23 protein-coding genes are annotated in these 21,904 nt (G+C 40.4%); 12 read left to right on the forward strand and 11 right to left on the reverse strand.

Features of this window, described 5'->3' with window-relative positions; all coding sequences use genetic code 11:
• The first annotated feature begins 166 nt into the window (after nucleotides 1-166).
• The 7 genes from ACZ5NG_RS09955 to ACZ5NG_RS09985 all read left to right on the forward strand — a co-directional run bounded on the left by ACZ5NG_RS09955 (nucleotide 167) and on the right by ACZ5NG_RS09985 (nucleotide 6,059).
• A complete protein-coding gene (locus ACZ5NG_RS09955; RefSeq protein WP_464251657.1) occupies nucleotides 167-586 on the forward strand; it encodes a Fur family transcriptional regulator in 420 nt (139 codons plus the stop codon).
• A 24-nt stretch (nucleotides 587-610) separates the two neighbouring features.
• The gene (locus tag ACZ5NG_RS09960; RefSeq protein ID WP_464251658.1) at nucleotides 611-1,159 is read left to right on the forward strand and encodes an NADH peroxidase; all 549 of its coding nucleotides are present in this window, start codon (nucleotides 611-613) and stop codon (nucleotides 1,157-1,159) included.
• A gap of 341 nt (nucleotides 1,160-1,500) precedes the next feature.
• Nucleotides 1,501-2,172 (forward strand): Crp/Fnr family transcriptional regulator, encoded by a 672-nt coding sequence (locus ACZ5NG_RS09965; RefSeq protein ID WP_464251659.1) that lies wholly within the window; start codon nucleotides 1,501-1,503, stop codon nucleotides 2,170-2,172.
• A gap of 513 nt (nucleotides 2,173-2,685) precedes the next feature.
• Entirely contained in the window at nucleotides 2,686-3,492 is an 807-nt protein-coding gene (locus tag ACZ5NG_RS09970; RefSeq protein WP_464251660.1) for a DUF169 domain-containing protein, read from the forward strand.
• Nucleotides 3,493-3,640: 148 nt separating this feature from the next.
• Complete coding sequence (locus ACZ5NG_RS09975) at nucleotides 3,641-4,021, forward strand: hypothetical protein (protein WP_464251661.1); 381 nt, start codon at nucleotides 3,641-3,643, stop codon at nucleotides 4,019-4,021.
• Nucleotides 4,022-4,047: 26 nt separating this feature from the next.
• Complete coding sequence (locus ACZ5NG_RS09980; RefSeq protein ID WP_464251662.1) at nucleotides 4,048-4,989, forward strand: sulfite exporter TauE/SafE family protein; 942 nt, start codon at nucleotides 4,048-4,050, stop codon at nucleotides 4,987-4,989.
• A 368-nt stretch (nucleotides 4,990-5,357) separates the two neighbouring features.
• The gene (locus ACZ5NG_RS09985; protein ID WP_464251663.1) at nucleotides 5,358-6,059 is read left to right on the forward strand and encodes an arginase; all 702 of its coding nucleotides are present in this window, start codon (nucleotides 5,358-5,360) and stop codon (nucleotides 6,057-6,059) included.
• A 97-nt stretch (nucleotides 6,060-6,156) separates the two neighbouring features.
• On the opposite strand, the gene ACZ5NG_RS09990 is transcribed toward ACZ5NG_RS09985, so the two are convergent.
• The 6 genes from ACZ5NG_RS09990 to ACZ5NG_RS10015 form a co-directional block, all read right to left on the reverse strand.
• Nucleotides 6,157-6,975, reverse strand: coding sequence for a patatin-like phospholipase family protein (locus ACZ5NG_RS09990; RefSeq protein ID WP_464251664.1), 819 nt, complete (start codon nucleotides 6,973-6,975; stop codon nucleotides 6,157-6,159).
• A 45-nt stretch (nucleotides 6,976-7,020) separates the two neighbouring features.
• Entirely contained in the window at nucleotides 7,021-8,148 is a 1,128-nt protein-coding gene (locus ACZ5NG_RS09995; RefSeq protein ID WP_464251665.1) for a glycosyltransferase family 4 protein, read from the reverse strand.
• A gap of 23 nt (nucleotides 8,149-8,171) precedes the next feature.
• Nucleotides 8,172-9,320, reverse strand: coding sequence for an NAD-dependent epimerase/dehydratase family protein (locus ACZ5NG_RS10000; RefSeq protein WP_464251666.1), 1,149 nt, complete (start codon nucleotides 9,318-9,320; stop codon nucleotides 8,172-8,174).
• 245 nt (nucleotides 9,321-9,565) lie between these two features.
• The gene (locus ACZ5NG_RS10005) at nucleotides 9,566-10,363 is read right to left on the reverse strand and encodes a MerR family transcriptional regulator (protein WP_464251667.1); all 798 of its coding nucleotides are present in this window, start codon (nucleotides 10,361-10,363) and stop codon (nucleotides 9,566-9,568) included.
• Nucleotides 10,364-10,443: 80 nt separating this feature from the next.
• The gene (locus ACZ5NG_RS10010) at nucleotides 10,444-11,685 is read right to left on the reverse strand and encodes an MFS transporter (protein ID WP_464251668.1); all 1,242 of its coding nucleotides are present in this window, start codon (nucleotides 11,683-11,685) and stop codon (nucleotides 10,444-10,446) included.
• Nucleotides 11,686-11,926: 241 nt separating this feature from the next.
• Nucleotides 11,927-12,787, reverse strand: a complete 861-nt coding sequence (locus tag ACZ5NG_RS10015) for a metallophosphoesterase (protein WP_464251669.1) — start codon at nucleotides 12,785-12,787, stop codon at nucleotides 11,927-11,929.
• A 107-nt stretch (nucleotides 12,788-12,894) separates the two neighbouring features.
• Here ACZ5NG_RS10015 and ACZ5NG_RS10020 point away from each other — a divergent pair, with 107 nt between their 5' ends.
• Nucleotides 12,895-13,914, forward strand: coding sequence for an acyltransferase family protein (locus ACZ5NG_RS10020; protein ID WP_464251670.1), 1,020 nt, complete (start codon nucleotides 12,895-12,897; stop codon nucleotides 13,912-13,914).
• 108 nt (nucleotides 13,915-14,022) lie between these two features.
• On the opposite strand, the gene nagB is transcribed toward ACZ5NG_RS10020, so the two are convergent.
• The 3 genes from nagB to ACZ5NG_RS10035 form a co-directional block, all read right to left on the reverse strand.
• Entirely contained in the window at nucleotides 14,023-14,847 is an 825-nt protein-coding gene (gene nagB / locus ACZ5NG_RS10025; protein WP_464251671.1) for a glucosamine-6-phosphate deaminase, read from the reverse strand.
• 361 nt (nucleotides 14,848-15,208) lie between these two features.
• A complete protein-coding gene (locus tag ACZ5NG_RS10030; protein WP_464251672.1) occupies nucleotides 15,209-16,021 on the reverse strand; it encodes a hypothetical protein in 813 nt (270 codons plus the stop codon).
• A gap of 29 nt (nucleotides 16,022-16,050) precedes the next feature.
• The gene (locus ACZ5NG_RS10035) at nucleotides 16,051-16,494 is read right to left on the reverse strand and encodes a Crp/Fnr family transcriptional regulator (protein ID WP_464251673.1); all 444 of its coding nucleotides are present in this window, start codon (nucleotides 16,492-16,494) and stop codon (nucleotides 16,051-16,053) included.
• 163 nt (nucleotides 16,495-16,657) lie between these two features.
• Here ACZ5NG_RS10035 and ACZ5NG_RS10040 point away from each other — a divergent pair, with 163 nt between their 5' ends.
• Nucleotides 16,658-16,966, forward strand: coding sequence for an ArsR/SmtB family transcription factor (locus ACZ5NG_RS10040; protein ID WP_464251674.1), 309 nt, complete (start codon nucleotides 16,658-16,660; stop codon nucleotides 16,964-16,966).
• 55 nt (nucleotides 16,967-17,021) lie between these two features.
• Nucleotides 17,022-17,825: an arsenite methyltransferase gene (locus tag ACZ5NG_RS10045; protein WP_464251675.1), complete on the forward strand. Its 804-nt coding sequence runs from the start codon at nucleotides 17,022-17,024 to the stop codon at nucleotides 17,823-17,825.
• Between the two features lie 131 nt (nucleotides 17,826-17,956).
• Here the strand turns inward: ACZ5NG_RS10045 and ACZ5NG_RS10050 are convergent, their stop codons facing one another.
• Nucleotides 17,957-18,451 (reverse strand): hypothetical protein, encoded by a 495-nt coding sequence (locus ACZ5NG_RS10050; protein ID WP_464251676.1) that lies wholly within the window; start codon nucleotides 18,449-18,451, stop codon nucleotides 17,957-17,959.
• A 293-nt stretch (nucleotides 18,452-18,744) separates the two neighbouring features.
• Between ACZ5NG_RS10050 and sigI the strand changes: the two genes are divergently transcribed.
• Nucleotides 18,745-19,464: an RNA polymerase sigma-I factor gene (sigI, locus tag ACZ5NG_RS10055; RefSeq protein ID WP_464251677.1), complete on the forward strand. Its 720-nt coding sequence runs from the start codon at nucleotides 18,745-18,747 to the stop codon at nucleotides 19,462-19,464.
• 51 nt (nucleotides 19,465-19,515) lie between these two features.
• Nucleotides 19,516-20,463, forward strand: a complete 948-nt coding sequence (locus ACZ5NG_RS10060) for an anti-sigma factor domain-containing protein (protein WP_464251678.1) — start codon at nucleotides 19,516-19,518, stop codon at nucleotides 20,461-20,463.
• A gap of 98 nt (nucleotides 20,464-20,561) precedes the next feature.
• On the opposite strand, the gene glmM is transcribed toward ACZ5NG_RS10060, so the two are convergent.
• Entirely contained in the window at nucleotides 20,562-21,896 is a 1,335-nt protein-coding gene (glmM, locus tag ACZ5NG_RS10065; protein WP_464251679.1) for a phosphoglucosamine mutase, read from the reverse strand.
• Nucleotides 21,897-21,904: the final 8 nt, after the last annotated feature.

The raw sequence follows: 21,904 nt of genomic DNA on the forward strand, positions 1-21,904 counted from the left end.
CAAAGGTTTGTAAGTTCATAATCTTGATAAATATCATGCAGACTATAGGTCACACTTTTTTTATGAAAATTTTTTTAAAAGTGTTGACAAAAGCCAAAACTGTTTTTATAATAAAATTGTAATGATTACAAAGTTGTTATAAATACAAAAAGGAAAGAGATGGCTTATGAAAATTGCCGGTAAATCTATTGAATTATATCTTAAAGAACAAGGTGTCAAACCTTCATATCAGAGAATTAAAATTTTTGACTACCTAATTCGTCACAAAAATCATCCCACCGTTGACACCATTTACAAAGCGCTGATTAATGAAATACCTACCCTTTCAAAAACTACAGTTTATAATACGCTGAAGCTTTTTTTAGAACGGGGTATTGTGCAAGCACTGGCCATAGAAGAAAACGAAACCAGATATGATGCCGACACTTCCGTCCATGGTCATTTTAAGTGTGAAAAATGCGGTACAGTCTATGATATCCGGGTAGATTTGTCTGGAGTAGATTTAAGGGAATTAGAAGTACATCAAGTGGATGAAGTGCATCTGTATTTTAAAGGCATCTGCCAAGGGTGCCTTAAAAATAAATAAAAAATATTGGGGAGGAGAAGAGTGATGAAAAAATTTGTTTGCACGATCTGTGGTTATGTACATACGGGAGAGGCTGCACCGGAGAAATGTCCGCAATGTGGAGCTAAAGCGGAAAAGTTTGTAGAAAAGAAAGAAGGGGCAGAATTATCCTGGGCTGATGAACATAAAGTAGGAATTGCCAAAGATTTAGACCCGGAAGTTGTTCAAGCTCTTAGAGAAAACTTTATCGGTGAATGCACCGAGGTTGGTATGTACTTAGCTATGAGCCGGCAGGCTGACCGGGAAGGTTATCCGGAAGTGGCCGAAGCTTACAAAAGAATTGCTTGGGAAGAAGCAGAACACGCCGCTAAATTTGCCGAGTTATTAGGTGAAGTTGTTGCCGCTGATACCAAAGCCAACTTACAGGCTCGGGTAGAAGCTGAACACGGCGCTTGCCAAGGTAAAAAAGATTTAGCTACTAAAGCAAAAGAATTAGGTTATGATGCTATTCACGATACCGTTCATGAAATGTGCAAGGATGAAGCCCGCCACGGTGCAGCATTTAACGGTCTTTTAAAGAGATATTTTAAATAAAAATCAGTTAAACTAAAGACGCAAAATTTTAGCCGGAGCTTAGCCTCCGGCCAAAATTTTTATCTTCTTGCCGGAGTTGCGCTTATATGCATTTATCAACAGACAGGTAATGGTAGATGTGAATGACTGCCGGATAGGTGTATATAACCTCCGGAAAGGGGACCGGTCGTTTTCAATCCGCAAATGGCGGTATACACGCAATATAGATAAAATTGTTGAAATTTGTTGACCCGGAGTGAGGGTTGTGATAGAATACACAATAGCAAGACCGGTTCAAGCGGCAAGAGTAATAAGTTATTCGAAATGTGGCGGTAGCATGTTCTAGAAATGGGGTGTGACAAGTGGAGACTTTTACTTTGACAGTAGACCCGGTATTAAATGAAGTGGAAAAGCAAATTATCAGGGAGGCCGGCTCCACAGTCCATTATCCCAAGGGACACGTGATTTTTGCGGCGGGAGATATTTCCGACCGTGTTTTTCTTTTGGAGAGCGGTTGGGTGAAAATTTACCGGCTGTCTGCAGATGGTAAACGGGTTACAGTGGGCAGAATGCGCAGTCCGGGAGAATTAATGGGACTTGCCGAAACTCTGCTGGAAGTAGAGCGTACTTGTTATGCCGGGGCCATGAGTAACGTGTCCATGGTAGTTTTAAGAAAGAGTCAATTCGAGGAATTAATGGCGCAGCATCCCTTTTTGGCCATCAAGGTATCCAAGTTGTTGGCCGTGAGAATGAGAGAAGCCGAGGGAATTATCCACGAAATGGTCTGCTGGCAGGCTCCCGGCCGGCTGGCTTTGATGCTAATAAAAATGGGAGAGCGGTGCGGGCAGCCCACCAAGGACGGAATCATTCTGGATGTGCAGCTGACACATGAAGAAATTGCCAGCATGGTGGGCACTTCAAGGCAAACAGTAACTTCGCTTCTTAATACTTTCAAGCAGGAAAAGAGTATTACTTATGAAGGCCGTACAATTCGTATTCTCGATCCGGATAAACTGGGCAAGTGGGTTGTTTAGGTATGTATCACTGCTATCGCTAAAATGACAATAGTGTTATCAAATGTGGGACAGGTTCCCGCATTTTTTTTGTTAAGTTATAATTAATGCTGATATGTCACTCCGATTAACCGATGTTGTGGTTGATGCCATCCCCCGGGAATTGTTTTGGCAATTGCTGGATATGGAACCGTATTGTGGCTGTGAAGGTAATTAAACTGCTGGCCGGGCGAATGCGGAATGCTGAGAAAAGGATTCAGCAAATAGCCACCGAGCCCCTGGCTCATCCTCTTGTACACTCTTTACTAATCTGATAAGTATCACTGATTAAGTCGTCTTTGGCACTTGTCGGGTAGCCGAACAATAGTGTCGTGAAGATGACTTTTTTTTGTCAAGCAGGCGACATAAAATGCTTATTAGTTTTGCTAATCTAATGTATAAGTAAATATTTATATTGATCGCAAATTTTGATCTCTGCTGTGAATCCGGAGCCCCCTAACGTGAGAACTTATAATACTTCAAGGAGGAGAAAAAATGTTATTAAATGTCAAAGAGCTGGCTCAGAAGGATGAACTTACAATGACTGAGATGCAAGATGCCCTGGAATATCTTTTACGGTTGGACTACCACCCGGTGGCCATCAAGTTCTTCTTTGATCAGGAAGAGTTCGATAACTTCCAGGCGGAAAAGGTACCGGGGCCCAAAATGACTTTTTGTCAGATTGCCCTTGCTTCCCGTCAAAACGGCTTTGTAGTCAAGGCCTCGGAAAAAAATCTCTTGTGCGGTAATGCCAAGACCGTGTTTGGTTTCAGGGAAGCTGAGGATGCTGAAGTTGACGGGCATGTAAAATATACTGCCGATTGGGATTTGGCTAAAAAATGTCTCCTGAGCAAGCCCAAGCTGCCTTTGGGTAAATTAAAAGGTTTTGCCACCGCTCCTTTAGGAAAAGCAAATTTTGAGCCCAGTGTGGTGTTTTTCGTTGTAAATCCCTTGCAGGCCTATCATCTACTGAATGATTACGTGGGTGCCTTCGGCGAGCATCCCCTTATTTTTAAACATACGGTGAATTCCGCGGTATGTGGCGGAAGCGTTGGATGCTACAAGGACAATAGTATTAATATGAACACCATGTGCGCGGGGAGCTATACCTCCGGGAAAACCGAAAAAGGTGAGGTAAATATATTTATACCCGGTGGCAAGATTGCGCAAGTGGTTAAACAACTGATCAAGCGCACCAATATATATGGCGGGCCGTCTATGCTGGGTTCCCCCGGGCAGGAGTTCCCAGGCCTGGATGTCTGCAAAAAGTGTCCGATGATAAGGTTCAAGGATGCTGAATAATAAACCATGTTATTAGGAAGTATTTTTCTATAGATGTGCATATAGGAAAATGCTCCCTTGGCAAATGTTACTCAAGGAGGTGACCGGAGAAAAGCAAACTGTAGAGGGCTGTTCTGTTTGATTTGGTTAAGGAAGGTGAAATATCGGTATGAATATGTGGCTGGATAAATGGTTTCATCCCAATCGTGCCCAGCAAGAACGCATATTAAAAAGAATACAAGAATTGCAGGAATTATCCAAAATAGCTCTGGAAATAGAAAACCCCCAGATTTACAAAAATCTGCAGGTGGAACAAAATGAATTGTTTTTAAAGTATCTCATGTATGTAGTTTTTGATGGTTTACGTTTCATTTTGCCACATTTGTTCTTGTTGGGGATTATTAGCACGCAGGTGCGAATTATTCCATTACCTGTTACCTTGCCTTTAATCGGTAATGAAGTGGGTATTGTGCTTGTTTATTTAATAGGAGCGATATTATTTCATATTTTCTTTAAACGTTACAAAGCATCTAAGTTGCAACTATCTTAATTTGTTTAAAAGAGGGGGTCTGGTTTATGGAATTTGCAGTTGCAGGTGTAACTGTCAATCCCATTTTTCTGGTATTATGGTCAATCTTCGTAGGATATGTTTTTTCAACGGTAGGAGCAGCCGGCGGTATTCTTGCCGGGGTGGGTCATATCACAATTTTTGGTTTAAAAAACGCCAATACTATTAAACCTATGAACCAGGTGTTGACACTTATCAGCCCGTTTATTTCCGCTCCCCTGTATTTCAGAGAACGGCGTCTGGTTGTGCCTGCTGCCCTGGCCCTCGGTCTGGGGGGAATCGTGGGTGCATTGATAGGCTCTTATCTGTCTTCCAATTACCTGCAAGATATGAGTTCCTATAAACCGTTCTTTGGCGTTATTACTTTGTTTATTGCCGTTAAAATTTGGTTGGAGATGTTGCCATCCAACAAAGCTAAACAGCAAGCGGTCAAAAAAGCTAATAAAGCTTTTGAGGAGAAAGTTAAGGAACTAAAAGCGGCTGGTAGAATGAATGAGTTGAAAGAGATCGGTGTTAAATTCAGTCAAGTGGGAATAAACAATACCTTTACATTTGCCGGTGAGACTTTTAGGTTTAATGCTGCTTCGCCATTTATCGCCGGAGCGCTGGTGGCTATTGTTTCTGCTGCCCTGGGTGTTGGCGGTGGTTTCTTGCTGGTACCCTATTTGAGCAGTGTTTTGGGATTCCCCATGTTTATCGTGGCTGGTACATCCGTTCTTTCCATTATTGTAACGTCCTTCACCAGTATCGCCAACTACTTGCGTATGGGTAGTTCCCTTGACTTTTTGATGTTAGCCTTTGAAGTAGGCGGTATTATTGTGGGTTCTTATCTTGGACCTGTTCTTTCCAAATATATTAAAGGCCAGCATTTGAAGATTTTCCTGGCTGTAATCCTTACTTATATCGGTTTGGGTTATCTTCTGAGTGCAGTAGGTATTAAAATTATCTAATGCTTGTACGGTGATAGATTTTCGAGATGATAGACCGCCAAGCCCGGCGGTAGCTGGGCTCAACGCGCTTGCTTACGTGAAAACGGCAGCAAGCCGCTGCCAGGTGCCTCGATGTTATTGCTTGCTGCCGTTTTCACCCGCGAATGCGGTACTCCAACACAATTACCGAAGCCGGCAAACCACAAAATAGCCGATACTTTACCAATGCTGAAGCACTGGCAAAATTAAATTTAAAGCAGCCAAAAGTTAAGTTTCCTTCTTGACATTAAAAACTTTAAGAATACAATAATAACCAAAGAATTTTAGCACTCAGCTTAGTTGAGTGCTAAAATTATATAACCTTCTTTTCCATATCTAGGGGTGAAAAAATGGAAAAAAGGTTATTATCTGTTGACTGGGATTATTTTATTTACTGCAAAAGTTACAATTGGGAATCATATCTGGAAAACAAAAAAAGCGTGATTGATTTATGGTATAAACGGTATCTGCAATTGCAGGCAAAGGGTAAGAATATCAAAAATTATTTTCAATTATCCGCAGATGTCGATCAGTTTTGGCAGAAAATAAAAAGAGTCTTTAAGTTTAAAAAAGGCATTAAAGCTTATGTTTCCGATTCGCACGCGTTATCTTATTACATTGCTAAAAACAATCAGTGCCAGGCAGTTTACCTTTTCGATGCCCATGCCGATTTGGGTTATGGCGGTCTGCCCTCTCTCAACTTTGAGCTAAACTGTGCCAACTGGCTAGGTAAACTGTTAAAAGATAAACTAATAACAAAAGCAGTGATTGTTTACAGTCCGTTTACAACTGAAAAAGCGGAATATTTTAAAGAAATTAACAACTGTTTTAATATCCAATACTGCCACCTAACTGATTTACAACCGAAAATTGAAATATCCGCCATACATGTTTGCCGTTCCGGGGCTTGGACACCTCCCTGGTTTGATAATAAATTTAAGCAGTTTGTCAATCAGTTAGGAGTTCCATATCAAACAATAGATTGCCCCCCCAGAAAATGGAACCCGAAAAATATCAGCACCGCCGAGTACATTTATTATCTGCTGGCTTAACTGCCGCCGCGCAAAAACATGATTGCCCACATACTAATCATGGACAAATAGTCCTACACCGGCGTATGCCTCTCTTTGGGGTGTAGATTGACACATGCTATGTATCTTGAAAAAAATCAAGTAACACTTGATATTTTTTCGCAGCCTCCTGATACCCTTGGTGGTATAAATTATGCAGCACCTCGTTATTTCGTTCAAATCTGCTAGCAATCAACGGTTTTTCCGGCTGAATGACCAAAACTTCATTTCTTTCCTCCATTTCTTTAATCATATCCATAGTCCGGTTATAAATTAAATGCCGTTCCTTTAATTTTTTTCTCAATCCGGGATAATTATTAAATACCAGCTTAAAAAACCAATTTAATTTGGTAGCTCTTTTTATATAGCCTTTGTTTCTGGTCAGTACCACCACATGTTTTTTATACCCGCGTTCAATTGAAGGCGTAATGGGAATCGGATCGGCAACGCCGCCGTCCAACAACTCCTGTCCTTTAAACGAAACACTTGGTGCTAAAACAGGCAGACTGTTGGAAGCGCGTATAATTTTAAATAAGTCTGTTTGGTTATCATATTTGTTAAAATAAACCGGTTGCCCGGTGTTTTTATCAGTAGTAACTACTACAAATTCAGTATTTGATTGCACAAAGGAGTCAAAATCAAAAGGAAGCAGCCGATTGGGAATTTCATCAAAAACATAACCCATTTCCACCAATTCCCTTTGCGTAAACAACCGTTTAATTGAGATAAATTGCCTGTGCTTCATCAATTTTTTTAATAGATTGAAGTTGTTATCCCGCTGCTTGGCCACATATGAACTTGCAACCAAGGCCGCTGATGATGCCGCAACCACCAAAGGAAAATGAATGCCCTTATCCATAAAGAAATCAAGTACGCCGGCAGTATACGCACCGCGCATGCCGCCACCTTCTAAAACTAGGCTTACGTTATATATCATAGCAATTTACCTTTCTAAATCGTCTTCTTCCCCTATTACTTCCCGATAGTAATGAAGCATTTGTTCAGCTGTCTCCGTCCAACTCATTTTTGATACTTCCTGTAAAGCTGCATCAGCCAAACGTTTTCTTAATGTTTCATCTCTTAACCGAAGAACAACGGCAACAAAATCATCCGGATTTTTCGGATCATATAGCAAGCCGTTATAATCATCTTTTATTTGCTCACAAGTTGGGCCACTCTTAGCGGCTACAACCGGCAGACCGGAAGCCATTGCTTCTAAAATAACCAGACCAAGTGTTTCCGTTGTCGAAGGAAACACAAAAACATCTGAAGAAGCATAGGCTTTAGCCAGCTGCTCCCCATGCAAAAAACCGGTAAACACGGTATTGGTGCCGGCAAAATGCTTTTCCAAAGCTTGCCGGTGCGGGCCGTCGCCGACAATAGCCAGCGCAAACTCATCTGACTTTTCTAATACAAACTTAATCTTTTCTATTTCTTTTTCCGGGGCCAATCTGCCGACATAAAGCAATACTGTTTTTTCGGGATTATTTAGAGACAACTTTGCCCGCATATCAGCATCAAATTTTCCGGGACTAAACAGCTCGGTATCAACACCGCGTTTCCAAAGCCGCACGTTATGAAACCCACGTGCAATTAACTCTTGCTGCATTGCCTTAGACGTGCAGACGTTTAGTTTTGCTTGGTTATGAAGGCAGCGAAAATACCGCCACAAAAGCCCCTCTAAAAAGGGAAATCCGTAATATTTGGCATACTTCACTACATTGGTATGATATGAAGCAATCAGCGGATATCCCAATTTTTTGGCATAATAAACCCCTGATAAACCGACTAAAGCGGGATTCACGGCATGCACAATGTCCGGATTATACTCCGCAAGCAGCCGCTTAACTTTTCTATTGGGAAGGGCAAATTTTTGAGAACGGTAAAAAGGAAGTGTATATGCGGGCACACCGGCAATTTCCGCCCCTTCAAATTCATATACGCCGAGATCCGGTGCGATGACGCGCACATCATGTCCTTTTTTTAGATAGTGACGAATACAGGCTGTTAATCTGGTAATTACGCCGTCAGTTGACGGCAAAAAAGTTTCGGCTACAATAGCTATCTTCAACGAATGCACATCCTTTTTCACATTTAAGCCCAAGTTACCTGCGGAAGCACATTTTCTTTAATTACCCGATCTTTATATTTAACTACTGTTTTAAGAATGTCACGTACCACATCTTCTGTCAGCAGGTGAGGTTCCAGCCCTAAATCCTTAAGCTTGGTATTTTCAGCTTGGAAGAAATGCTCTTCCAGCTCTACTCTTGGATTTTTAGTATGTGCAATTTTGCACTCAAAACCCTCTTCACGGGCTACTTTTTGTACCAACTGAGCTAATTCCAGCACGGAAAAGTCCTCGGTAAATTGGTTAAATACCCGAAATTCTCCTTTTTCGGCAGGGTTATTGGCAGCAATCTCAATACAGCGAACGGTATCTTTAATATTTAAAAAGCCACGGGTTTGTCCTCCTTTTCCATAAACAGTAAGATCATGACCGATAGCCGCTTGAATAATAAAGCGGTTTAGTGCCGTACCAAACACGCCGTCATAATCCAACCTGTTAATTAAAACAGGATCCATCTTGGTTTCGTCAGTATCAAGGCCGTACACAATGCCCTGATTTAAATCTGTAGCCCTTATTCCCCAGGTTTTACAGGCAAACATAATGTTATGGCTGTCATGCACTTTAGAAAGGTGGTAAAAAGAACCGGGCTGCTTAGGAAAAGGAAGAATATCTTTTCTGCCTTTGTGTTCTATCTCTATATACCCTTCTTCAATGACAATATTCGGTGTGCCATATTCGCCCATTGTTCCTAATTTAATCAAATGACACTCAGGGGTAATTTCTTTAATTGCATAAAGCACATTTAAAGTGCCTACAACATTGTTAACCTGAGTAAATACAGCGTGTTCACGATCAATCATGGAATACGGCGCCGAACGCTGTTCAGCGAAATGCACAAATGCATCCGGTTGCTCTTTTATGAAAACCAAACGCAAAAAATCGTAGTGTTGCAAATCACCGATGTATACTCGGATCTCCTTCCCGGTAAGCTGCCTCCACTTTGCCACTCGCTCTTCTAAAGTGGCAATCGGGGTGAGAGAATTAGAATGAAGTTCAATGTCCCATTTTCTTCTGGCCAAATTATCAATAATGGCTACATCGTGCCCCTGGTTTGATAAATACAGCGCAGTCGGCCAACCGCAAAAACCGTCTCCGCCGGCAACTATAATTTTCACTTCCCTGACCTCCATACTGTTTAATAATTACTTTTAAAATTTACCAATATTATAATTTTACAACATTTTACAAGATAAATAAAAGTAATACTGCCATTTTTCTGATAGCTTTAACTCTACCGGTAGTAAAAATATATTCCTTGTTCAATGAATTTTTCATATTCAAAAAAGAACCACTTCTTTGGCAATTGGGTTTTGACATCTAAATTTCACCAAAGAGAGTGGCTCTTTTTTCTACAACAAAATTACACTATCGGTTCATTGATTTCGTTCTGCGGTTGTTTATTTTTTCCCAGATAAATTAATATCGCATCCCGTAAAAATTTTGCCCCGCCTTTAACTCTCCGGTCATAATAGGCAGTAAAGCGTTCATCCGCAACATACATTTCCGCCAAGCCGGCATGGGCTTCTTTAGAATAATTGGGCCATGAATACATCAACCATTCTTTATGTTTGGCGGCCATTTTTTGGGCTACGTCCGATGCCGGATCACCGGTTGCATATGCCTGCTCCAGCAATGAAAGTATTTCTTCTTCCAACTGGGTTAATGCTTGAAAATCCTCCGGCGACATGCTTCTTAGTTTGGCATTGCTGGCATCTACAAGCTCATCGCCATATTTTTCGCGAATTTCTTTTCCGTATTTCCTTTCATTTTCCGCAATTAATTTTTCCTTGAAGCCGGCAAATTTTTCCTGATCTGGCAATGGAATTCCTCCTTCTTTACTGGCAATTGTCTTTTCAATTGTGGCCATTATTCTGTCCAGGCGGTCACGTTTTTTCTTTAGATAATGATAATGTTTTTTTAAAGCGGCAAATTCATCGTAGTTCGGATGATTAATTATTTTCTTAATCTCTTCTAAACTGAATTCTAATTCACGATAAAATAAAATTTGCTGCAGCAGATCAACTTCTTTTTCACCATAAATGCGGTAACCGGATGAATTGATTCTTGCCGGTTTTAACAGTCCGATTTGATCGTAATAGCGAAGGGTGCGACCGCTCACACCGGACAACTGCGCTAATTCGCTGACGGTATACTCCATAATGACCCCCCTGACAATTACCATGATAAACCCTTACGTAACGTAAAGGTCAAGAAGAAATTGATATTTTAAAACTACTGTCATTCTTTCGCTGCCGGTTTGCCTATTTCAAGCAGTACTTTGTTTCTTCCTAAGAAAATTCCTAATATAACGATGAATAACCCGGTGCCGATAAGCAGCCTTTCAATTATAATCACATCTGCCAATGGGCCGAAAATAAGCATGCCTATGGGCATCATGGAAGTGGAAATCATGCCAAACACCCCAAAAATTCTCCCCAAATAGTTTTCTTCCACCTTCTCTTGCAGCAAAACAGTAGTAGGTGTATTGAATATAGGTGCAGCAATGCCAAACAGTACCATGAAGGCTAAATAAACCCAAAACAGTGGCACAGTACCCAGCGCAAAAGTGCAGATTCCCATAATCAAGGTGGCAAAAGTCATGGTATGAATTTTGTTTGCAAAGCCACCCCACCAGGCGATTACTCCTCCGCCTAACATCATGCCGGCAGAAAAAGCAATTTCGATGGCTGTTAACCGCCAAACATCACCCCCGAAACTGCGGGTAACTTGCAGGGGTGTTAAAAACGCAGCCGGTGCCATCAAAACAAAAAAAACTGCAAAAAACATAAATATCTGCTTTAAAAATTTATGATTTTTAATGTAGATTAATCCCAGTTTAAAATCAGTGAAATAGCCGGTTATTTGTTTTTCAGCGGCCTTTTGATGTACTTTTATTTCCACAAACAACATTAACATAAAAATAGCGATGACGGCGGTAATGACATCGACAAAGAAAATCGTCTCGATGGTGGCCATGGTCAGCAGTGCTGCACTGACCATCGGAGAAATAAAGGTAATCATTGCATGCAGACTGCCGTTTATTCCATTTACTTTCATCAGCTTATCTGCCGGCACTATTTGCGGCAAAACCGCTCCTACTGCCGGGATTTGGATACCTGAACCGACTGACCGAACAGCGGCTATAAAAAAGAGTAACCAAATTGGTTGGTATCCTTTTAAAAATACAATAGCAACTATCAAAGTGGCCACTGCAATCAATGAATCAGATAATATAATCAGCATTTTTCGATTGTAGCGATCCGCCCATACCCCGGCAACAGGCGATAAAATAAAGGCCGGAATAAAGCCGCAAATAATATACATCGTCATCATGATACCAGACTGCGTAGTTAGCGTAATGTACCACATAATCGCATATTGCACTAATGACGAGCCAAAAAGCGATAGCGTCTGACTGCTTAAAAAGAGAATAGTGTTTCTCTTCCAATTTCCCACTAAATGCTCGTTGGCTATATTCATTTTATACACTACCTCTTTCCTTCCGTTTATATTAGAAGGTACTTAGTTAAAGTTACCCAAAGTTAACTGTTATACAATTTTATTTATGATAATAAAAAGAGGGGAGATCGTCCCCTCTTTTTAATCATCGGTAAATTAAAGCTTTCCTTAAAAATAAAATGACAGACCATTCCCACTTAATCTGCAAAAAGCAGAACCTGCAATCGTATTTAATTAACAACTCCATCTTTTTGCGTCAGCATCATTGTTTTTTCAAAGTAACGACCACCAGCTCCGGCCGATTAAAAACGCGGATAGGAAAAATGCTGTTTCCCAATCCCCGGCTGACAACCATTGATGTTTTTCCCTCATGATAAACCCCTTCGGTATATTTAGGAAACCAACCTTGGTTTGGCGCAACCAAGCCGCCAATTAACGGAATCCTGATTTGACCGCCATGGGCATGGCCGCTAAAAACCAAATCCACACCTGTGTCTGTGTAGGTACCGAAATATTCCGGTCGATGGCAAAGTAATATATTAAAATTTGTCTCTTTTTTATTCAATAGTTCTCTAATGCCGTTTTCAATGTAAACACTGCTGTCTGTCCAAAGATAAGTGCTTTCATCTTGCTGTACCGCCGGATCGGCAATACCCATAAGGCCAATTTCATCTTTGCCCTTTTTCAACAGCACATAGCTGTTATCTAAATTTTGCACATTTAACTTTTTTAATTCTTGCTTCAGTTCCTCATATGCCCCGGACAACTGCTCATGGTTTCCGGAAACATAATATAGCGGTGCCGAAACCGCAATTTGCCTGACAAACTCTACTGCGGTATCAACCTGCGTATTTCTGCGGTCAATTAAATCCCCGGTAATGACTATAATATCGGGCGTGAGTTGATTAATTTTTGGCGGCAGTTTGCCGCGATAATCTTTGTTATGCAAATCGGAAATATGAACAATTTTGTATCCGTCAAAAGATTGTGGAAGCTTAGAATTAGTGTATATGTAATTTGTTATTACAACACTGTTATTTTGCCAGATAATAAATGCAGTTAAAGCTGTAAGCAACAAAAAAAGTATTATCATTTTTTTCGCTATCTTTGTTTTGGGCTTCATAAAAATCTCCTACTACAACCATTATTATTAAGAGCCAGTCAAAGTAAAGCCGACTACAATTTGTAAAATCAATAGATTGCTGTTATTATGTTAATTGGTGAGCAATATTGGCTAAACGTATAGAATGGTTGGACTCATTAAAAGGTTTAGCAATTATACTTGTAGTCTGGGGGCACCTTAATATTCCACTGGAAGCCGAAACCATTATTTATTCGTTTCATATGCCCCTTTTTTTCTTTATTTCCGGTTATTTGTTTAAAAATAATAACCGCTCATTAAAAGAATATGTACAAAGAAAGGTAAACAGTTTACTGATACCTTATTTTTGCTTTGCCGCCCTATCCATACCTTTTGCGATTTACTTGGATTTTGTTTACCATGCCGGTTTCAGCCCTTCAAGATTATTGATTAACTTTTTCTTTTTAAACGGCTCGGTAGGATGGAATGCACCGATATGGTTTTTAGTGGTTTTATTCTTAGTGCAAGTAATTTACTTTGTCATTAACGGCTCTAAAATTAACAATGCCGTTTTTATAATTTTTTCTTTTATCATCGGATATGTTTTTGCACTTTCCGGTTACCGATACCCATTGGGACTGCATGTAGTGTCGTGGGGGTTAGTATTTTATTACTTGGGAAATACAGCCCGAAAAAAACTAATTATTGAAAAAATAACCCATACCAAGGCAAAACTGCTTATATTCCTTTTACTGTTCGCAGTATTAAATATAGTTTTTGGTTTAATCTTGAATAAAAGAATCAGTGTTTTTCTCAATGTGGTAGGAAATTACCTGTATTTTTATCTTTCTGCTATAGCCGGCATATTTTTCATCTGTTCTTTGTTTTATAAAATGCCTAAATTAAAGGTATTTAACTTCTTTGGTAAAAACACGCTGTTAATATTAGGCACACATTACTTTGGGGTATACATTTTTAAACTAACTGATGAAGTAATTTGGGGCTATCCTTTTATGGAGCATAAATCTTATCTAATTTCAATATTACTTACCATAATAATATTAATTACCACCGTTCCGTTAATACATTTTACTAATAAGCACTTACCTTTATTAGTCGGCAAAGGAAAAATCAGCTTGCAAAATTTAAAAGACACTTTCGCTCAATAAATTTTAGACTTGCTTTGACCGGAAAAATAGACGGCCATCGGCCGTCTATTTTTATAAAAAACTGGTCAAATATGATGGGTTTTATCAACATAACTAAGTTAGCGCTAATTAAATAGTAGCAAATCCATATTCTTGCTTTAACTTTTCTACGTGCTTATAAAAATCCAGCCTTTTTAGTTTTGAAGCAGCCTCTTCATCCAGTACCACGGTAATTCCCCCGCTGTGTAGCTGGATAGCGGAAGCGGTGATTTGGGAAGTAACCGGACCCTCAATGGCTTTAGCTACAACATCGGCCTTTTTTATGCCGTTGGCAATCATGATGATGTTTTTAGCTTCTAAAATAGTTCCAATCCCCATTGTGATGGCAAAATGCGGCATATCTTTTCTGGCTACTCCGGCCTTTTTATAGAAGCTCTCATAATTGTCATCAAGAGTTTCCTGTGTTAAGGCCTGAATTCTGGTTCTGGATGCAAGTGACGAGCCGGGTTCGTTAAATGCCCAATGTCCGTCTCTGCCAATGCCCAGAAGCTGTAAATCTATTCCGCCGGCTTTTTTAATTTCTTCTTCATACCATTGACAGTGCTTTTCCGGGTCCTTTGTCATTCCATCGGGAATATGAATATTTTCTTTTTTGATATTGATATGTTTAAAAAGTTCCTCGTGCATAAATCGGGCATAACTCTGATCTAAATGGTACGGCTTGCTTAAATCCATTCCTATTCCGTAATATTCATCAAGATTAAAAGTTTTAACTTCTGAAAAGTCAAGTCCTTCTTCTTTATGCATCCTGACAAGCTCCTTGTAGGTGCCTATAGGTGTGCTCCCTGTCGCCAGCCCCAGTACGCAATCAGGCTTTTCTCTGATAAAACGCGCAATCAACTTAGCCGTATACTTACTCATTTCTTCGTAGTTTTCTCTGATGATAATATCCATTTAGTCATAACCCCTCTTTATAGATTTGTATTATTTATTATATATTCCTATTTTTGTTTTTTCATCAATTTTTTGAGCGCTATTAAAAATTTTTGCCATGGCATCGTTCACCTACCGATGCTAAGATAAATGGGTATGGCCACAAACCAACACGTCACAGTCGTTAACTGCAAAAAATTGATTTTAACTTCCTCATCAGTGTTTGCAAACCGGTATAGGTTTATTCACCGCGGACTGCCAATGTTTACATTCCCGCTTTCAAGATTAAAAGGCTTTTTTTATATAAGGAAAGGGCACTGAAGTAAACTTACATAAACCCCAGTGCCCTTCATTGTATTTATTCAATTAAAATATACATCTTTTAATTTGAAATAAATTTGAAATTATCTTGATAGTAACGCTCGATGGGATGTTTATATTTTTCTATCGGCACATCAACCGGACGGGCTTTAGCTTCTCCGTCTTCTAATCCAATAACAATCCATTTTAACCAATTTTCATCACGTTTTGGATAATCTTCCCGGAAATGACCGCAACGGGACTCTGTTCTCATTAACGACGTCTTAATGAACCATTCGGTAATGAAGGAAATCGCTTCTACTTCTTTTAGCTTCATTAAATAATGAGGATCAGCTGCTCCCATTAACGGTATAACTTCTTCTTGCAAGGTTTCCAGTTTATGCAGAGCATTTTTAAGACTGGATTCAGATTTAATAATACTGACCTCATAAGGGTACACAATCGTCTGAATTGTACGCAGTACTTCTTTCGGGCTGACGCCGCCACTATCCAGCGGTGCATATAATTTTTCTTTTAATGAAGCAACTTCGCCTGCATCTAACTCACATAAAGGCAATTCTTGAATGTAATCAACCATTGCCTCACCGGCAATTTTCCCGGTTGTTGCCGTGGAGGCCAAAGCAAATCCACCGGTGTAAACACCCGGATCAATACTCCGGCAACGACCGGCTGCATATAAACCCGGTACTCGTGTTGCTCCATTCAAATCAGCAACCAAACCGCCGTAAGACATTAAAGGTTGGGGTATCCATTCGGTTTTCTGTTTAAAGAAGTCAATCCCCAATTCAACCAGTCGATTATAATTGATATACTGCCATCCTAGCTTGGGTTTAATGATGGCTGCATCTTCCTCTTTTAAGGCACTGGTATCCATGTAAATTGGCCCTCTGCCCGCACGCATCTCTAAAGCCATGCTGCATAAGCTTTTCTTGCTAAATATTTAATAAATAAATCTTTGTATAGTTCATTACCTGAGATCAACTTATCTAGATCATCAAAAGAAATAATAGAAACACTACAATCGGTAAGTGCACTAACCTCCATCTCAGTATATAATTCACCAATAAAAGGTCCTTCATTAAAAAAACAAGGTGCTTTGTTAATAAATACAACCTTTTCTAACCCGTTTTCACCGACGATTTTAGAAACTGCTAACCCCTTGCTTAAAAAATAGATACCTGACACTTTCTCACCAATATGGGTAATAACACTGTTTTTTTGATATATTCGCTTAGTCCCTATGCGTTCACATTCATTTTTAAATTCGATACAGTTTTCTTGTATGTCAGTTGACGATATACTCCCCCATATGCTGCGAGTTTTCTCCGCCCCTATTTTGGTATGCAAATTATATCCTCCTTGCAAACTTTTATAATATCAGTTTATCAAATACAGTACCAATGTTAATACTTTTTCATTTCACTCCATTAAAAGGCAGTGGTTCATACCACACTAGCTAATTATTCTTCAACCCTTGCTTTACATCAACAAATTTTGATATGATAGACTCATGATTGATACAATTAAAATTGCCAAAGCACTAAGTGATCCCATCCGCTACAAGATAATGTTAATGCTGGCCCAAAGTGAGTCTGGCTGCTGCCCACCACCCGGTAAAGAAGAGCCTCGTTCCGGCTTATGTAACTGTGAGCTGATGGCGGAATTGGGTATTATTCAATCTCGAGTTTCATATCATATGAAAGAACTGGTGGAAGCAGGTTTAGTAATCGAAGAACCCCGGGGCAAGTGGAAATTGTACTATATTAACAAAAAGACTATCCGACAATTTACTGAGCAGTTAAGCCGGGACTTCGCCTAAAAATAATTTTTTTAGGCTAACAAATCAAATTTTTTTGATGTGAGGAGTGATTTAGATGAAAGAAGATATCCGAGAAATAGTTAAGCAGAAATACGCTCAAGCCATTACTCAAAAGAGTAGTTGTTGCTGTAGCAGTAAATGTTGCAGCGGTTCATCAAGTCAAAGCAACCAAATTACAGCTGAACTTTATAGTTCCGAGCAATTTGAAGGCTTGCCCCAGGATTTGGTGGCTAACAGCTTTGGCTGCGGCAACCCTACCGCCCTGGCAGAACTACATCCCGGTGAAGTGGTGCTGGATTTAGGCAGTGGTGCTGGATTAGATGTCTTACTTTCTGCCAAACGGGTGGGACCCACAGGCAAAGTTTACGGGCTGGATATGACCGATGAAATGCTGGCAGAAGCCAGAGCCAACCAAGCCCGTACCGGTATCACTAACGTTGAATTTTTAAAAGGACACATTGAAAACATCCCCTTGCCGGATGACAGCGTAGACGTAATTATCTCCAACTGTGTCATTAACCTATCAACAGATAAAGACCGGGTTCTAAGGGAAGCTTACCGAGTTTTAAAACCCGGCGGCCGGTTTGCAGTGTCCGATATTGTTTTAAGCAGACCACTACCGGAAAAAATAAAGCAGGATGCAATGGCCTGGGCCGGTTGCATTGCCGGTGCTCTACTGGAGCAGGAATATAAAGATAAACTGGCTGCTGCCGGTTTTACCGATATAGAAGTGCAGAAAATCAGAATGCACGATTTCTCCGGTAGCTATGGTGAGCAAAAGTTGCCCAACATACCTGAGCAAGAACGTAAGCAGCTAAACGGAACGGTATTCAGTGCCTTCATTAGAGCAAAAAAGTAGCTTAAATTACCGAAAAAACCACTCTTTGGGCGGCATACCTAAAGAGTGGCTTTTTCATTAATAAGTATTTTACGGCTTCTAACATTACCCCCAACCTTTGCAATTTGGTAATGTTACATTTAGACAGAAGACTATTGCCAACAGTGCCCGTTGTTCCAACCGTGATGTAAACCATGATGTGCTCTGGCCTGTGGTGTTTCTTGATTCGCATTAGGTTGCTGCACTTGCTCGCTTGCTTGGACATCAGTTGCTTTATAATTAGCTAACTTATTGTTTATCCATGCATGATGCATTTGTACTGCATTTTGCGTGTCAAGATTTGGGTTTTTGGGCATCACCCTATGCATCCAGTTCCGTTCCATTTCTAAAATCTCATCTTGGCTTAAGCCTGAAGCGCCGGCCCACATGTCTATCATTGCTTGACTTGCCTGCCGGCAGTTTTCAAGCATTTGATTCATTAAATCCGGTGTAACTTCTGCAGCAGGTGTTGCCTCAGTATCAGTTGTAATAAATTCCGCCATGGGGCCTTGATGATAATCGACAGATGCAGCATTGGCGACACCAAGAGTACCGACGCCTAAAAGCAATATCAATGTAACGGAAATAATTTTTTTCTTAAACCCCATACAAATCCTCCTTAAATTTTTTATTGAGGCACCTCTGATCGACTATCCGGTAATTGGATAATTTTTATGTGGGTCGCCAATAAAAAATTATTGTGCCAAATATTTTATTATTTTCTTTTATTGGTACGGATACTAAAAATACTGCTATCGGTTGTATTAATGTTAAGGAATGTCGTAGCTGAGATCTAGTCTTAAAAAATGCTTGGTTTGGATTTTAAAGCCATAAAAATTTTTGTATTCCCCCACCTAAAAACCCCATGGTTTTTCGGACATTTAATTGAGCGGAGTGATATATGTTGAATGAACTAACTACAACAGAACTTGTAAAGCTGGCGCAAAAGGGCGATCAGCACGCACGGGAAAAACTAATAATAAAATCCAAACCATTTATATTTAATACCAGTTGCAGTATATGTAAGCGCGAACTACACTGGGACAATGATGATGAACTCAGCATCGCCCTTATTGCTTTTAACGAAGCGATAAACGCTTACAATCCGGAAAAGGGTGCAAGTTTTTTTACCTTCGCCAGAAGGGTGATTAGCCAAAGGTTAATTGATTACTTTAGATTAGAGAGCCGCAATCAACATTTACCGCTGAATTATCCATATGAAGAAGAAGACAACGAGTATAATCTAATCGAAAACAAACAGGCATTGGAAAAACATCAACAAAAAACTGAACAAGATGAATTGGCGGAAATGATGCGAGAATTTGAACAAAGGTTAAGTGAGTACGGCACCTCTCTGGATGAGCTTGCAGAAGTATGTCCTAAGCATAGAGACACCCGGGAAAAATTATTGTATGTGGCCACTGTATTAAAGAATAATGACGAGCTTTTAAAGTTCTTTCTTCGCAACAAAAGGTTACCGGCCAAAGACCTTGCCCGGATGGCAAAAGTAAGCAAAAGAGTTTTAGAGAACGGACGCAAATACATTATCGCTTTAGTATTAATTCTAACTGATCAGCGATTTTACGACCTAAAAGTTTTTGCAGGTTTAAATGATTACTAGAAGGGGTAAGCCTTAGCGGCACTTACATTCGTACGGAAAGAGGTTTTGCTTATGAAAGTAAAAGCCAAAGTGGCCAAAATAGATCAAGAAAACGGAACGATGGTGGTATTTACTGAAGACAGGCAGTTTATACGCCTACCGCTTCCTGCCGAATATCCTAAATTAGGTTCTACGATAGTAGTAAGCTTGCCTAAAGAAAAGTCTTTTTTAAACAAAGTGGCTGCTAAACGTTGGATCGCCGTGGCAGCAACAATAATGTTGGTATTTTCCATTGGATTATTCGGTAACTTTGCATTATCCCCGGTATCTGCATATGTAACCTTGGACAGTGCTAATTCAAGTTTACAAATAGCGGTTAATAATGAAGCTAAGGTAGAAAGTGTCACTGCATTGAATGCAGAAGGAGAAAAGCTACTAAATAGGCTAAGTTTAAAGGATAAAGATTTATATTTAGCAGTGCAAGAAATAGTTAAACAATCCTGTAGTTCCGGTTATATAGATCAAGAAAAAGAAAACTTAGTGCTGGCCAGTGTGACAAAGGTAAAAGATATAAACATCAGTGAAGATAAGATTAGAGAAGTAATTTATAATGAAATGTATTCAGGAAAATATCCCGGCTATGTAGTTGTTTGTAATGCTGATCAGAAGCAATGGAAACAAGCTAACAAATCCGGTCGCTCGGTTAACCGGCTTATTTTTGCGGAAAAGGCTAAAGAGAGCGGGGTAACAATAGATCCTAAATCATGGGATAATCATGATTATCTGCAGACGATAAATGATGCTCAACTATCTGTTGAAAAAATGTTTCCCAACAGTTGTTCTAAAGTTAGCCGGCCTGCAGATAATAATGCCGGTATGATGACTAACAATAAATCCATATCACCACACTCGCAGTCAACACCTGCTAATCATCACCATAACCAACGACATAATAACAGCCATTACAACAGGCCAATGGATAGTCAATCTGAGGTACATGAAGCTGCCTGTACTCATTAGAAACTTATAGTTTGCCAGTAAAAATGAAAAAATCCCTGAAGCAGTCAAAGATTGTTTCAGGGATTTTTATTTAATTTTACAAACCGCCATTCCCTTCCCTAGCTAATTTTTTCTACTACGGCTACCAGTTTATCAACTACGGCTTTAAGTTTTTGCTGATCTTTAGCTTCGGCCATCACCCTAATCACCGGCTCGGTGCCGGAAGGACGTACCAAAACCCGGCCTTCACCTTGCAGATATTCTTCTGCCCCTTTAATGGCAGAAGCGAGTTCATTGCTGGTCATGACCAGTTCTTTATCTTTTACCCGTACGTTTTTCAACATCTGCGGGTAGCGTTCCATTTGCGCAGCCAGAACTTCCAGCGGTTGATTTGTTTCTTTGATTACCTCCAATAATTTCAAAGCGGTAATAATGCCGTCACCGGTAGTGCTGTGGTCTAAGAAGATAATGTGACCGGATTGTTCTCCGCCCAGTACGGCACCGCTTTCCAGCAGTTTTTCCATCACATAGCGGTCGCCAACTTTGGTCTGCAGCACCTCTATGCCGCTTTGCCGCATGGCAGCATGCAAACCCATGTTGCTCATCACCGTTACTACCACGGTGTCGTGCGGCAGCAGATTTTTGCTTTTTAGCTGTCTGGCGCAAATCACCATGATTTGGTCACCGTCTACCAGGTTCCCTTGGGCGTCAACCGCCAATACCCTGTCTGCATCGCCGTCATGGGCTAAGCCCAAATCAGCCTGATACTCAACAACTTTTTTCATCAGCATTTCCGGATGTGTCGACCCGCAATCGACGTTGATATTTACGCCGTCAGGAGTATTAAATATGGGAATTACCTCCGCCCCCAGTTCAGACAGTATGCGTGGGGCTACTTGGTATGCTGCACCGTTGGCACAGTCTACCACTATTTTCAGTCCGCTTAAACTTACATTTATTGTACTGCAGGCAAAGTTAACATAGCGTTCCACAGCATCTTTAATGATGTGCACCCGTCCCAAGTCGCCGCCTATTGGCGCGGGGTATTTGGTTTCATTAAATATCATTGATTCAATATCTTCTTCCAGTTGATCGGAAAGCTTATAGCCGCTGGGGCCAAAAAATTTAATCCCGTTGTCTTCCACCGGGTTATGGGATGCCGAAATGACAACTCCCGCAGCCGCATTTAAGTCGCGGGTTAGGTAAGCAATAGCCGGGGTGGGCATAATCCCTACTTTACAAACATCCATACCTACCGAGCAAATACCGGCCACCAACGCTGCTTCCAGCATATCACCGGAAATCCTGGTATCCCGACCGATAACAATACGCTTTGATTGACCGTGTTCAGCTAACACATAAGCACCGGCTCGGCCAATTTTAAAAGCCAATTCAGGTGTCAGTTCGCGGTTAGCTATGCCCCTTACTCCATCAGTACCAAAAAGCTTGCCCATTTATAAAA

The organism is Desulfovectis peckii, assembly GCF_055391705.1.

What these genes read in the sequence shown, in the direction of transcription:
- ACZ5NG_RS09955 (WP_464251657.1), top strand. Translation starts at nt 167, where the DNA reads ATGAAAATTGCCGGTAAATCTATTGAATTATATCTTAAAGAACAAGGT.
- ACZ5NG_RS09960 (WP_464251658.1), top strand. Translation starts at nt 611, where the DNA reads ATGAAAAAATTTGTTTGCACGATCTGTGGTTATGTACATACGGGAGAG.
- ACZ5NG_RS09970 (WP_464251660.1), top strand. Translation starts at nt 2,686, where the DNA reads ATGTTATTAAATGTCAAAGAGCTGGCTCAGAAGGATGAACTTACAATG.
- ACZ5NG_RS09975 (WP_464251661.1), top strand. Translation starts at nt 3,641, where the DNA reads ATGAATATGTGGCTGGATAAATGGTTTCATCCCAATCGTGCCCAGCAA.
- ACZ5NG_RS09980 (WP_464251662.1), top strand. Translation starts at nt 4,048, where the DNA reads ATGGAATTTGCAGTTGCAGGTGTAACTGTCAATCCCATTTTTCTGGTA.
- ACZ5NG_RS09985 (WP_464251663.1), top strand. Translation starts at nt 5,358, where the DNA reads ATGGAAAAAAGGTTATTATCTGTTGACTGGGATTATTTTATTTACTGC.
- ACZ5NG_RS09990 (WP_464251664.1), bottom strand. Translation starts at nt 6,975, where the DNA reads ATGCGCGGTGCGTATACTGCCGGCGTACTTGATTTCTTTATGGATAAG.
- ACZ5NG_RS10005 (WP_464251667.1), bottom strand. Translation starts at nt 10,363, where the DNA reads ATGGAGTATACCGTCAGCGAATTAGCGCAGTTGTCCGGTGTGAGCGGT.
- ACZ5NG_RS10010 (WP_464251668.1), bottom strand. Translation starts at nt 11,685, where the DNA reads ATGAATATAGCCAACGAGCATTTAGTGGGAAATTGGAAGAGAAACACT.
- ACZ5NG_RS10015 (WP_464251669.1), bottom strand. Translation starts at nt 12,787, where the DNA reads ATGAAGCCCAAAACAAAGATAGCGAAAAAAATGATAATACTTTTTTTG.
- nagB (WP_464251671.1), bottom strand. Translation starts at nt 14,847, where the DNA reads ATGGATATTATCATCAGAGAAAACTACGAAGAAATGAGTAAGTATACG.
- ACZ5NG_RS10030 (WP_464251672.1), bottom strand. Translation starts at nt 16,021, where the DNA reads ATGGATACCAGTGCCTTAAAAGAGGAAGATGCAGCCATCATTAAACCC.
- ACZ5NG_RS10040 (WP_464251674.1), top strand. Translation starts at nt 16,658, where the DNA reads ATGATTGATACAATTAAAATTGCCAAAGCACTAAGTGATCCCATCCGC.
- ACZ5NG_RS10045 (WP_464251675.1), top strand. Translation starts at nt 17,022, where the DNA reads ATGAAAGAAGATATCCGAGAAATAGTTAAGCAGAAATACGCTCAAGCC.
- ACZ5NG_RS10050 (WP_464251676.1), bottom strand. Translation starts at nt 18,451, where the DNA reads ATGGGGTTTAAGAAAAAAATTATTTCCGTTACATTGATATTGCTTTTA.
- sigI (WP_464251677.1), top strand. Translation starts at nt 18,745, where the DNA reads ATGTTGAATGAACTAACTACAACAGAACTTGTAAAGCTGGCGCAAAAG.
- ACZ5NG_RS10060 (WP_464251678.1), top strand. Translation starts at nt 19,516, where the DNA reads ATGAAAGTAAAAGCCAAAGTGGCCAAAATAGATCAAGAAAACGGAACG.
- glmM (WP_464251679.1), bottom strand. Translation starts at nt 21,896, where the DNA reads ATGGGCAAGCTTTTTGGTACTGATGGAGTAAGGGGCATAGCTAACCGC.